At 51.1% G+C, this 11,685-nt stretch carries 10 protein-coding genes, 1 tRNA gene and 1 pseudogene; 5 read left to right on the top strand and 7 right to left on the bottom strand.

Annotation, left to right across the window (positions count from 1 at the left end; genetic code table 11):
• Nucleotides 1-1,001: pseudogene (gene yejO / locus QZF50_RS19915) on the top strand (autotransporter YejO); the annotation flags it as partial.
• A gap of 103 nt (nucleotides 1,002-1,104) precedes the next feature.
• Here yejO and QZF50_RS19910 read toward each other — a convergent pair.
• The 3 genes from QZF50_RS19910 to QZF50_RS19900 all read right to left on the bottom strand — a co-directional run bounded on the left by QZF50_RS19910 (nucleotide 1,105) and on the right by QZF50_RS19900 (nucleotide 3,261).
• Nucleotides 1,105-1,174, bottom strand: a tRNA-Pro gene (locus QZF50_RS19910).
• Between the two features lie 79 nt (nucleotides 1,175-1,253).
• Nucleotides 1,254-3,014: an LPS biosynthesis-modulating metalloenzyme YejM gene (gene yejM / locus QZF50_RS19905; RefSeq protein ID WP_000256200.1), complete on the bottom strand. Its 1,761-nt coding sequence runs from the start codon at nucleotides 3,012-3,014 to the stop codon at nucleotides 1,254-1,256.
• Between the two features lie 19 nt (nucleotides 3,015-3,033).
• Nucleotides 3,034-3,261 carry a YejL family protein gene (locus QZF50_RS19900; protein ID WP_001135667.1) on the bottom strand — a complete coding sequence of 76 codons (228 nt, stop codon included), beginning with the start codon at nucleotides 3,259-3,261 and terminating at the stop codon, nucleotides 3,034-3,036.
• 181 nt (nucleotides 3,262-3,442) lie between these two features.
• On the opposite strand from QZF50_RS19900, the gene yejK reads away from it, so the two are divergent.
• Nucleotides 3,443-4,450, top strand: a complete 1,008-nt coding sequence (gene yejK, locus QZF50_RS19895; protein WP_000050789.1) for a nucleoid-associated protein YejK — start codon at nucleotides 3,443-3,445, stop codon at nucleotides 4,448-4,450.
• A gap of 138 nt (nucleotides 4,451-4,588) precedes the next feature.
• On the opposite strand, the gene rplY is transcribed toward yejK, so the two are convergent.
• Both rplY and QZF50_RS19885 read right to left on the bottom strand, forming a co-directional pair.
• Entirely contained in the window at nucleotides 4,589-4,873 is a 285-nt protein-coding gene (gene rplY / locus QZF50_RS19890; RefSeq protein WP_000494183.1) for a 50S ribosomal protein L25, read from the bottom strand.
• A 124-nt stretch (nucleotides 4,874-4,997) separates the two neighbouring features.
• Nucleotides 4,998-6,758 (bottom strand): DEAD/DEAH box helicase, encoded by a 1,761-nt coding sequence (locus QZF50_RS19885; RefSeq protein WP_000578076.1) that lies wholly within the window; start codon nucleotides 6,756-6,758, stop codon nucleotides 4,998-5,000.
• Between the two features lie 148 nt (nucleotides 6,759-6,906).
• Here QZF50_RS19885 and rsuA point away from each other — a divergent pair, with 148 nt between their 5' ends.
• The 3 genes from rsuA (at nucleotide 6,907) to QZF50_RS19870 (ending at nucleotide 9,497) form a co-directional block, all read left to right on the top strand.
• Nucleotides 6,907-7,602 carry a 16S rRNA pseudouridine(516) synthase RsuA gene (gene rsuA / locus QZF50_RS19880; protein ID WP_001234850.1) on the top strand — a complete coding sequence of 232 codons (696 nt, stop codon included), beginning with the start codon at nucleotides 6,907-6,909 and terminating at the stop codon, nucleotides 7,600-7,602.
• Nucleotides 7,603-7,629: 27 nt separating this feature from the next.
• Nucleotides 7,630-8,820: a multidrug efflux MFS transporter Bcr gene (gene bcr, locus QZF50_RS19875; RefSeq protein WP_000213361.1), complete on the top strand. Its 1,191-nt coding sequence runs from the start codon at nucleotides 7,630-7,632 to the stop codon at nucleotides 8,818-8,820.
• Nucleotides 8,821-9,152: 332 nt separating this feature from the next.
• Nucleotides 9,153-9,497, top strand: a complete 345-nt coding sequence (locus QZF50_RS19870; RefSeq protein ID WP_000202798.1) for a YejG family protein — start codon at nucleotides 9,153-9,155, stop codon at nucleotides 9,495-9,497.
• A 3-nt stretch (nucleotides 9,498-9,500) separates the two neighbouring features.
• Here the strand turns inward: QZF50_RS19870 and yejF are convergent, their stop codons facing one another.
• Both yejF and QZF50_RS19860 read right to left on the bottom strand, forming a co-directional pair.
• Nucleotides 9,501-11,090 (bottom strand): microcin C ABC transporter ATP-binding protein YejF, encoded by a 1,590-nt coding sequence (yejF, locus tag QZF50_RS19865; protein ID WP_000194940.1) that lies wholly within the window; start codon nucleotides 11,088-11,090, stop codon nucleotides 9,501-9,503.
• A gap of 1 nt (nucleotide 11,091) precedes the next feature.
• Nucleotides 11,092-11,685, bottom strand: a 594-nt coding sequence (locus tag QZF50_RS19860; RefSeq protein WP_042209824.1) for a microcin C ABC transporter permease, incomplete at its 5' end; no start/stop codon positions are given.

Raw genomic sequence — 11,685 nt, 5'->3', positions numbered from 1 at the left:
CCGGAGGCGTTGTTAATATCGGTACGTATGAATATACCTTGCTGGATAATGGCAACCATAGCTGGAGTTTGGCAGAGAATCGCGCGCAAATTACCCCTTCAACCACTGATGTGCTGAATATGGCGGCAGCACAACCGCTGGTATTTGATGCAGAACTGGACACCGTGCGTGAGCGTCTTGGTAGCGTAAAAGGCGTTAATTACGATACGGCGATGTGGAGTTCGGCAATTAACACCCGCAACAACGTGACCACTGATGCGGGCGCTGGCTTTGAGCAAACATTGACCGGGCTGACGCTCGGTATCGATAGCCGTTTCTCCCGTGAAGAAACCAGCACAATTCGCGGCTTGTTCTTTGGTTACTCTCATTCTGATATTGGTTTTGATCGCGGCGGCAAAGGCAATGTCGATAGCTATACCCTGGGGGCTTATGCCGGTTGGGAGCATCAGAACGGTGCCTATGTTGATGGAGTGGTGAAAGTTGACCGTTTTGCCAACACCATCCATTGCAAGATGAGTAATGGGGCAACAGCGTTTGGCGATTACAATAGTAACGGCGCGGGTGCTCATGTCGAGAGCGGGTTCCGTTGGGTTGACGGATTGTGGAGTGTTAGACCCTATCTGGCCTTTACCGGCTTTACCACAGATGGTCAGGACTACACGTTATCAAACGGCATGCGCGCGGATGTGGGAAATACCCGGATATTACGCGCTGAAGCGGGAACGGCGGTAAGCTATCACATGGACCTGCAAAACGGTACGACGCTGGAACCCTGACTGAAAGCCGCCGTGCGTCAGGAATACGCCGATTCTAACCAGGTGAAAGTTAATGACGATGGCAAATTTAATAATGATGTGGCTGGAACCCGTGGCGTTTATCAGGCTGGGATAAGGTCATCGTTTACCCCGACGTTAAGCGGTCATTTGTCAGTCAGCTATGGCAATGGCGCAGGGGTAGAATCGCCGTGGAATACTCAGGCGGGTGTGGTCTGGACGTTCTGATAACAAAAAATAAACAGGCTGTGATGTGTCACGGTCTGTTTATCGAATTAATTGCAGATATAAAAAAAACCAACCGTAAAGGTTGGTTTTTTCTTGGGATTTTTGGTCCACGAGAGGATTTGAACCTCCGACCCCCGACACCCCATGACGGTGCGCTACCAGGCTGCGCTACGTGCCGACTCGTGGCTGCTAATACTACCGTTTTCCACACCGATTGCAAGTAAGATATTTTGCTAACTGATTTATAATTAATCAGTTAGCGATAAAACGCTTCTCGTCTGTCAGCACTTGCAATAACAAACTTAACTGTGGTTTTTCATCTTTCACTCTTTCACCACGTAAGTTGTAAGTGCGGTATTTACCGTTATTGTTCAGCACCAGCGTCTTTTTCGGGGTGGTAATTGCCAGCGTATCGTTATCCGCTGCAGTAACCCAGTAATGACGGCGTTGAGGGTTGAACAAATCCTGACCTTGCGAATATTCGCTGGCAGGTGTGCTGACATGTAGCAGGCGTTGCATCAGCGTCGTCATCAGATCGGTATGATCAGTCAGAGCATTAATACGCTGCGCCGGCGTGCCTGGCCAGTGAATCACTAATGGCACCTGCAGATGACCGTGGGACCAGTCAAAGGTTTCTTCGTCTTCGCTCAGCGGAATACCCCGACCGGCAGTGATAATCACCACCGTATTGTCCAGTTTGCCAGAATCACGCAGTGCATTGAGCACGCGGTTGATCTGGTCATCGACATTGCCTGCCGCCCGGCTATATTTCCGTGCAAATGCCTGCTGATTGCTGTCGTCAATGTTAGTGCCATTGAAAGAGACCCACGAGAACCAGCGGTTATCTTCTTGTGCGTAGCGGCCCAGCCAGTTGATCCACTGCGTGGCGGTCTGCTCGTCGGATTGGGTGCGTACGCTCGGCATCGAGAAATCTGACAACAATGCCTGGCGATACAGCGGGCTGGTAAAGCCATCTGACGAGAATAACCCCAGCTGATAGCCTTGCTGATTAAGCGCAGTAATTAATGCCGCAGGCGTACGGGTCGACAGAATGCCGTCCATATAGCTCGGCGAGATGCCATAGAACAGGCCAAAGATGCCGTTGTCTGTAGTGTTGCCGGAGCTCATATGGCGCGTGAACGAAATATTTTGCTCAGCAAAACCTGCCAGCGCAGGCATCTGCTTCTCGAAGCGTGAGTAGTTCAGGCCATCGACAGTAATCAACAGCACATTCTGCCCGGTGCCCATATCGCGATAGCGCAGTTCGCTTAACGGATACTGTACGGAAACGGCGTCTGGATTACCTTGCTCAATAAGACGGCGTTGATACTCCTGCGCATCAAGCAGACCATGCTTCTCAAGAAAACGTCGCGCCGTCATCGGGTACGAAAGCGGCAGGTTAGCGCGCTGCATGGTGATCGGGCGATAGAAGTTGGCATCGGCCCAGATATACACCACATGCGAGGCGATAAAGGCGATAAATAAGAATGCGGCCAGCGGGCGCGCGAAGCGTCGACGACGCGTCAGGCTGCGCAGCTTTTGCCAGCTCCACGTCGCAAACACCAGTTCAAGCAATAAAATAACCGGCACGCTGATGAACATCAGCTGCCAGTCGCGCGCCATCTCATTTTCGTCTGGGTTGATAACCAGTTGCCAGACGATGGGATTAAGATGGAGATGGAAACGAGTAAAGACTTCGCTATCGATCAGTAATAGCGTCATTCCCGCCGTTGCCAGAATGACGGACAAAAACCTCATCAGCCTCTGGGAGCCGACGATAAAGGTCAGCGGGAAGAGGATCAGCAAGTAGGTGGCGAACACCAGGAAGCTGAAATGGCCGATAATGCTTACGTAGGAATAAATGCGACCAGCAAGCGTTGTCGGCCAGTCGGCGATAAACAGGTAACGGCTGCCAATGACGAGCGAAAGCAGAATATTGAACAGTGCAAACCAGTGCCCCCAACTGACCATCTGGGAGACTTTTTCACGGTAGCGCTGACGATGAGTTACCATAACCTGTTATCTGTTTCCCTTAGTGCGCTTTGTCTTCGTTGATAGAGGACTGTAAGGCGCGGGCAAAAGAGTTGGCAATTGCCTGGCGTTGGGCCGGGGCAATGCTGGTATTGATAAGGTTAGTGACCATGTTGCCTAACACCATCAGGGAAAGGTCGGTCGGAGCCTTATGTTTTTCCAGTACGTTGAGCAGCTCTGCGAGCAATTGTTCAACCTGTTCATCACTGTAGCGGGAAATTTGTGGCATAAATCGAAATCAGTTAGTTGATGAAAGGGCAACATATTACCGTAGCAACGGTTTTTTTTCTGCTTTTTTATGCGTTAAATCATTCTCGTTACGCTGCCTTCTGTAAAATGACCGCCATCTTTTATTGCGTCGCTTAACCGGCGGTGGTTGAATACCGCCCGGTCTTAAAGGAGAGTTTATCATGAGTCTGGATATCAACCAGATTGCTCTGCACCAGCTTATCAAGCGTGATGAGCAGAACCTTGAGCTGGTGTTGCGCGATTCATTGCTGGAACCGACAGAAACCGTCGTTGAGATGGTGGCAGAACTGCATCGGGTCTATAGCGCCAAAAATAAAGCTTACGGCTTGTTTAGCGAAGAGAGTGAACTGGCGCAGACGCTGCGCTTACAGCGTCAGGGCGAAGAGGACTTTCTGGCATTTAGCCGCGCGGCAACCGGGCGCCTGCGTGACGAATTAGCGAAATATCCTTTTGCTGACGGTGGATTCGTGCTGTTTTGCCACTACCGTTATCTGGCGGTGGAGTATCTGCTGGTGGCAGTTCTGAGCAACCTGAGCAGTATGCGCGTTAACGAAAATCTCGACATCAATCCAACCCATTATCTTGATATCAATCATGCGGATATTGTTGCGCGTATCGATTTAACCGAATGGGAAACCAATCCAGAGTCCACCCGCTATCTCACTTTCCTGAAAGGGCGAGTAGGGCGCAAAGTGGCGGATTTCTTTATGGATTTCCTCGGGGCCAGCGAAGGGTTAAACGCGAAAGCGCAAAACCGTGGGCTGTTGCAAGCGGTTGATGATTTCACTGCCGAAGCACAACTGGATAAAGCAGAGCGACAGAACGTGCGCCAGCAGGTTTATAGCTACTGTAATGAGCAGCTGCAGGCAGGCGAAGAGATCGAACTGGAGTCGCTGTCGAAAGAGCTGGCAGGCGTCAGCGAAGTGAGTTTCACGGAGTTTGCGGCTGAAAAAGGCTACGAACTGGAAGAGAGCTTCCCGGCAGACCGTAGCACACTGCGTCAGTTGACGAAGTTTGCCGGTAGCGGCGGTGGCTTGACTATTAACTTTGATGCGATGCTGTTAGGTGAACGCATCTTCTGGGATCCGGCAACCGATACCCTGACCATTAAAGGCACGCCGCCGAATTTGCGTGACCAATTGCAGCGCCGGACGTCTGGCGGCAATTAATCGGTTTTGTGTTCTGAATGCCAGATGCGGCGTGAACGCCTTATCTGGCCTGCAAAAAATAGCAATACCGTAATCAGGCATAATCTGCAGATACAAAAAACCCCGCCGGAGCGGGGTTTTTTACAACTTATTCAGCAATTAAGCGCGAACGAAGTCGATGTGCTGCAGCTTCGGTTTGTACGGGTGACGCTGTACGTCCTGAGCTTTAACTTTGATTTCTTTACCGTCAACAACGATGGTCAGAACTTCGCTGTAGAATTCAGCTTTAGCTTGCATGTTCATGACTTTGTCGTGATCCAGCTCGATAGCCAGCGGCGCTTCTTTGCCACCGTAGATGATTGCCGGGAACTTGTTAGCGGCACGCAGGCGGCGGCTCGCACCCTTACCCTGCTCTTTACGTACTTCTGCGTTGATAGTAAACATTTCTTTCTCTCTTAAATTAATCCTGCTACAGGCGACCCAGCAACAGGTAAGTGATCTGCTTTGCGTATGCAAAAGCGGGCGAGATTCTATACTCAATCGCTTTATACATCAATCAAAACTACCATTAACCGCGTAATTCGTGCGCCCGACGAAAACGACCTTCGTAATCGAACACTTTTTCACGCACTTGCCAGTACTGACCTTTCATGCGGGCAACGACAAAATCCGGGTGTCGCAATAAGGCTTGCTGGGCGAGGATATCGGCGGCGGTGATCCAGCGCAGAGGGATGCCCGGTGTGCGCGTATGCGGGCGGATAAAAAGCTGCTCGAAGGCAGTTCGCTGGGCGGGCGTTTGCAGACGGAAACGCTCACTCACATCCGCGCCGTCTTCATCGTAATAGGTGATTTTCAACCATTCGCCTTTCTCGTCGTGCTCATGCTGCAAAGACATGCCGCTACAGCGTAATACCAGCGCATCTTTCAGTCGTAGCGCCGCTTTTAACATATCATCCGGATCAACCAGTACGGTGTCACATTCGCGGCAGCGGCGAGCGGCAATATCGTTTTCCGCGTTACATTGCGGGCAATTTTTAAAACGGAAACGGAAGTCACATTGTTCGCGATGACCGTCGTCATCTTCAAACCATCCCTGACAGCGACGACCAAAGTGTTCAATCAATGTCCCGTCGGCGGTCGTTTTCCCCCAAAAGGTGTTGGCAAAACCGCAGGCAGGGCAGAAAACCTGTACCGGAACGTTGTCACTTTTGCCTTTTGGTGTACCAACTTCCGGCGCGTAGAGATCGTGAGGATTACCCGCATAATCAAGAATTAAGCAATCAGTCTTGCCCGGAGCGAGACGCAGACCGCGCCCGACAATTTGTTGGTAAAGACTCACTGATTCGGTAGGGCGCAGAATGGCGATAAGATCGACGTGCGGGGCGTCAAATCCGGTGGTCAGTACTGCGACGTTGACCAGATAGCGAAAACGCTGGGCTTTAAAATCTTCAATTAACACATCGCGCTCAGCGCCGGGGGTGTCGCCAGTAATCAGTGCAGCATCTTCGGCAGGCAGTAATCCCACAATCTCTTTTGCGTGTTCAACGGTGGCGGCGAAAATCATTACCCCTTTGCGCTTTTCGGCGAACTCCATGATCTGGCTGATGATATGTGGCGTAATGCGTTGCTGTTTTTTCAGCTCACGGTTGAGATCAGCTTCGCTGAACAGCCCGTTACTCTGTGCCTGCAAGCGGCTGAAATCGTATTGCACTACTGGCATATCCAGTCGTTCTGGCGGCGTCAGATAGCCGTGTTTAATCATATAACGCAGCGGCAGCTCATAAATGCAGTCACGGAAAAGGGCTTTCTCATCGCCGCGTACCATGCCGTGATAATGGAACTGGTAGATCCAGCCTTTGCCCAATCGAAAAGGCGTGGCAGTCAGCCCCAGCAGGCGTAAGTGGGGATTCACTTTAGTCAGGTGAGTGAGGATTTGCTGATACTGGCTCTCTTCATCGTCACCAATACGGTGGCATTCATCGACAATCAACAGCGAAAATTCACCCTGAAAGGCATCAAGATTACGAGCGACCGACTGCACGCTGCCAAATACCACTTTACCGTGGCTCTCTTTGCGCTTTAACCCAGCGGCAAAAATATCGGCTTCCAGCCCCAGCGCCTGATACTTTGCATGGTTTTGCGCCACCAGTTCTTTGACGTGTGCCAGCACCAGTACGCGACCACGAGCCAGCCGTGCCAGTTCCGCTATCACCAGGCTTTTACCTGCGCCGGTGGGCAGCACGATAACGGCAGGGGTTTTATGACGACGAAAATGGTTGAGCGTGGCATCCACGGCTTCTTGCTGATATGGGCGAAGTGTAAAAATCATGGTCTCGCGTAGGTAGATTATTCTGCTAATAGTATGCCACGGTTCTTTTTCCCTTGAGGGAAGTTATTAGACCGCTATACTGGGCAGACAACAGTTCAGATTTTCGGGTCAATGCCCGACCTCCGTTTTTACAGGCAAAATCACACACATGCGACTTGATAAATTTATCGCACAGCAACTCGGCGTTAGCCGTGCTATTGCCGGGCGTGAAATCCGCGGCAATCGTGTCACCGTCGATGGCGAAATCGTCCGTAATGCAGCGTTCAAACTGCTTCCTGAACATGATGTCGCTTACGATGGCAACCCGCTGGCGCAGCAACATGGTCCACGTTACTTCATGCTCAATAAGCCTCAGGGCTATGTTTGCTCCACGGACGACCCTGATCACCCAACGGTGCTCTATTTTCTGGATGAACCGGTAGCCTGGAAACTGCACGCCGCAGGACGTCTGGATATCGATACCACCGGTCTGGTGCTGATGACTGATGATGGTCAGTGGTCGCACCGCATTACTTCTCCGCGCCATCATTGCGAGAAGACCTATCTGGTGACACTGGAATCACCTGTAGCTGACGATACGGCAGAGCAATTTGCCAAAGGCGTACAGCTGCATAACGAAAAAGATCTCACTAAGCCTGCGGTGCTGGAAGTGATTACCCCAACGCAGGTTCGTCTGACCATCAGCGAAGGGCGTTATCATCAGGTGAAACGCATGTTCGCCGCTGTGGGTAACCATGTGGTTGAGCTGCATCGTGAACGTATTGGCGGTATTACGCTGGATGCTGATTTAGCCCCCGGTGAATATCGTCCGTTAACTGAAGAAGAAATTGCCAGCGTCGTCTAACTTTTCCATGACTTTCAGGAGCCCGTTGTGACCACCCGACAGCATTCGTCGTTTGCTATTGTTTTTATCCTTGGCCTGCTGGCCATGTTGATGCCGCTGTCGATTGATATGTATCTGCCCGCGCTACCGGTAATTTCAGCGCAGTTTGGCGTACCTGCGGGCAGTACGCAGATGACCCTCAGTACTTATATTCTGGGCTTTGCGTTGGGGCAGTTAATCTACGGGCCGATGGCAGACAGCTTCGGGCGTAAGCCGGTGGTGCTCGGCGGTACGCTGGTGTTTGCCGCCGCCGCGGTGGCGTGTGCGTTGGCAAACACCATCGATCAGCTGATTGTGATGCGTTTCTTCCACGGGCTGGCTGCGGCTGCGGCCAGCGTGGTCATTAACGCCCTGATGCGCGATATTTACCCGAAAGAAGAGTTCTCGCGGATGATGTCGTTTGTCATGCTGGTGACCACTATTGCACCGTTGATGGCACCGATTGTCGGCGGTTGGGTGCTGGTGTGGCTGAGCTGGCATTACATCTTCTGGATCCTGGCATTAGCGGCGATTCTGGCTTCGGCAATGATTTTCTTCCTGATTAAAGAAACCTTACCACCGGAGCGTCGTCAGCCATTTCACATTCGTACCACTATTGGTAACTTTGCGGCGCTGTTCCGTCATAAGCGTGTCCTGAGTTATATGCTGGCCAGCGGTTTCAGCTTTGCCGGAATGTTCTCGTTCCTGAGCGCCGGACCGTTTGTCTACATTGAAATTAACCACGTCGCGCCGGAAAACTTTGGTTATTACTTTGCACTAAACATTGTTTTCCTGTTCGTGATGACCATCTTTAACAGCCGCTTCGTTCGCCGCATTGGCGCGTTAAATATGTTCCGCTCGGGGTTGTGGATACAATTTATTATGGCAGCGTGGATGGTCATCAGTGCGCTGCTGGGGCTGGGATTCTGGTCGCTGGTGGTTGGCGTTGCGGCGTTTGTGGGCTGCGTGTCGATGGTGTCATCCAATGCGATGGCGGTCATTCTTGATGAGTTTCCCCATATGGCGGGAACGGCATCTTCGCTGGCAGGAACCTTCCGTTTTGGCATAGGGGCAATTGTTGGCGCATTGCTTTCTCTTGCGACCTTTAACTCTGCATGGCCGATGATTTGGTCAATTGCATTCTGCGCAACCAGCTCCATTCTCTTCTGTCTGTACGCCAGTCGGCCGAAAAAACGGTGATCTATTGCACAACGAGGAAGCTAAAAGGCTTCCTTTGTTGATGCATGTCAACCACAAATCTATCATTCCCCCGATATATGTTTATTTTATGTAAAATCAATTTATGTAAAAAGTCACATCATTGTAGTTAAAAAGGTTGAGTTAGATCGCAGAAACGGGTACATATAGCCCCGCAAACGTGACCACGCCCGCAGATATTACTTAAATCAGAGCCATAGAGGCCACTCAGGCGAGGCATCAATCTTTACGATCTGTATAAAGACGGATTGTTGATGATGTGTTAAAATTGATGTAAACAAATTGTGAAGTAAATGTACTTCCGGGGAAAATAAGTGACTTCATTACAACTCTCAATCGTCCATCGTCTACCGCAGAACTATCGCTGGTCTGCTGGTTTCGCAGGTTCGAAGGTTGAACCGATTCCGCAAAATGGACCGTGCGGTGACAACAGCCTGGTGGCGCTTAAATTGCTTAGCCCGGATGGTGATAATGCATGGTCGGTGATGTATAAACTAAGCCAGGCGTTAAGCGACATCGAAGTTCCATGTTCGGTGCTGGAGTGTGAAGGTGAGCCGTGCCTGTTTGTAAATCGCCAGGACGAGTTTGCTGCAACATGCCGATTGAAAAATTTTGGTGTGGCAATTGCCGAACCCTTTTCAAACTACAATCCTTTTTAAGCGTCAGCTCAACGCCAGTAGCTGACGCGTATACTCCTGCTGCGGTGTGGCAAACACGCGCGCGCACGGTCCTTGTTCCACTACTTCCCCTTGTCGCAGTACGATAACCTGATGACATAACGCGCGGACAACGTGCAAATCGTGGCTGATAAACAAATAGGCCAGTTGATGCTTTTGTTGCAATGATTTCAATAGCGTCAATATTTGCGCCTGTACCGTTTTGTCGAGTGATGATGTCGGTTCATCAAGTATGATCAGCGAGGGCTTAAGAATTAATGCCCTGGCAATCGCAATACGTTGTCGCTGACCACCAGAGAACTCCGCCGGATAACGGTGGCGTGTTTCAGGATCTAATCCCACTTCATGCATCACGGCTATCACTTGTTGTTCGCGTTGTGCGGCAGAAAGCGTCGGCTGGTGAACCCGTAAGCCTTCCTCAATAATCTGCAAAACGTTGAGTCGTGGGTTGAGCGAGGAGTTTGGATCCTGAAATACCACCTGAATGCGATGACGAATAGGTAACAGCTGGCGGCGATTTAAATTTTGCAGTGGCTGACCGTCAAAGATGATGCTGCCCTGAGAATTAATCAGTCGCAGCAGCGCCAGTCCCGTCGTACTTTTCCCGGAACCGGACTCGCCCACTAAACCCAGTGTTTCACCCGCTCGTAGCGTAAAACTGATGTTTTTCACCACCACATTATGATCCACAATGCGCTTCAAAATCCCTTTGCGAATGGGGAAGGCAACCTGAAGCTGTTCAACATCCAGCAACGTTGAGGCAGGTTCTGGCAACGGCACTGGATCGCCTGACGGTTCACTGTTGAGTAGCTTTTGTGTGTAAGGATGAGTGGGTGATGCAAATAGCGTAGCGGCGTAATTTTGCTCGACACAGCGACCGTTTTGCATTACCGCCACGCGGTGGGCCAGTTTTCTGACAATGCTGAGGTTATGAGTAATAAACAGCATGCCCATATTCAGCTCGCCTTGCAGTTCGCGCAACAGCTGTAAAATCTGCGCCTGGACAGAGACGTCCAGTGCGGTGGTCGGTTCATCGGCAATTAATAATTCCGGTCGCGTTAACAGCGCCATCGCAATCATCACCCGCTGGCGTTCGCCGCCGGAGAGCTGATGCGGATAATCTGTCAGCCGTTTTGCCGCCTGGCGGATACCAACGCGATCAAGGCAGTTAAGAATTTCGCCACGAGCCGCTTCCCGACGCATCCCGCGGTGGAGTGAAAGCACTTCATAAAGCTGTTTTTCCAGGGTATGCAATGGATTTAACGACACCATCGGTTCCTGAAAAATCATGGCGATCTTATTACCGCGTACACCGCGCAACGTTTGATCGCTGACATGAAGCAGCGATTCGCCATGAAAACGAATATCGCCGGAGAGATATTCAACCGGCGGGGAAGGGAGCAGGCGTAAAATTGACAGCGCGGTAACGCTTTTGCCTGAACCTGACTCACCCACCAGCGCCAGCGTTTCGCCAGCCTCAATCTGTAGTGAAACATCATTGACTACTGTACGTACGGTTTGCTGATGGCGAAAACCCACCGACAAATTTTCAATCGCTAACAGAGTTTGCGTCATGCTACACCGCCTTATTAGGATCAAATGCGTCGCGGACGGCTTCACCAATAAAGATCAGCAAAGACAATAATATCGCCACCGACAAGAAGGCGGTGATCCCAAGCCACGGGGCCTGAAGGTTATTTTTCCCTTGTAACAGCAGTTCACCGAGTGACGGTGAACCGAGCGGTAGACCGAAGCCGAGGAAATCGAGCGAGGTCAGGGTGGTTATCGAACTACATAAAATAAACGGTAAAAAGGTGAGGGTCGCGACCATGGCATTAGGCAACATATGACGCAGGATGATACTGCGATCGCTGACGCCAAGCGCCTGTGCCGCACGAATGTAGTCGAAATTACGAGTACGTAAAAACTCCGCCCGCACCACGCCGACCAGACTCATCCAGCCAAACAAGACAGTAATTGCCAGCAGCCACCAGAAGTTAGGCTGTACGACGCTGGAAAGTAAAATAATCAAAAACAGCGTCGGCATCCCCGACCATACTTCAATAAAGCGTTGTCCCCAGAGATCGACTTTACCGCCGTAATAGCCTTGTAGCGCCCCCGCCAGCACGCCCATCACGCTGGAACAGAGAGTCAGCATCAGGCCAAACAG

The organism is uncultured Escherichia sp., from assembly GCF_948475835.1.
GTDB lineage: Bacteria > Pseudomonadota > Gammaproteobacteria > Enterobacterales > Enterobacteriaceae > ECMA0423.
The sequence above is the reverse complement of the archived record's forward strand: the minus strand, read 5'-3'. Positions and strand labels throughout refer to the sequence as shown.

What these genes read in the sequence shown, in the direction of transcription:
- yejM (WP_000256200.1), bottom strand. Translation starts at nt 3,014, where the DNA reads ATGGTAACTCATCGTCAGCGCTACCGTGAAAAAGTCTCCCAGATGGTC.
- QZF50_RS19900 (WP_001135667.1), bottom strand. Translation starts at nt 3,261, where the DNA reads ATGCCACAAATTTCCCGCTACAGTGATGAACAGGTTGAACAATTGCTC.
- yejK (WP_000050789.1), top strand. Translation starts at nt 3,443, where the DNA reads ATGAGTCTGGATATCAACCAGATTGCTCTGCACCAGCTTATCAAGCGT.
- rplY (WP_000494183.1), bottom strand. Translation starts at nt 4,873, where the DNA reads ATGTTTACTATCAACGCAGAAGTACGTAAAGAGCAGGGTAAGGGTGCG.
- QZF50_RS19885 (WP_000578076.1), bottom strand. Translation starts at nt 6,758, where the DNA reads ATGATTTTTACACTTCGCCCATATCAGCAAGAAGCCGTGGATGCCACG.
- rsuA (WP_001234850.1), top strand. Translation starts at nt 6,907, where the DNA reads ATGCGACTTGATAAATTTATCGCACAGCAACTCGGCGTTAGCCGTGCT.
- yejF (WP_000194940.1), bottom strand. Translation starts at nt 11,090, where the DNA reads ATGACGCAAACTCTGTTAGCGATTGAAAATTTGTCGGTGGGTTTTCGC.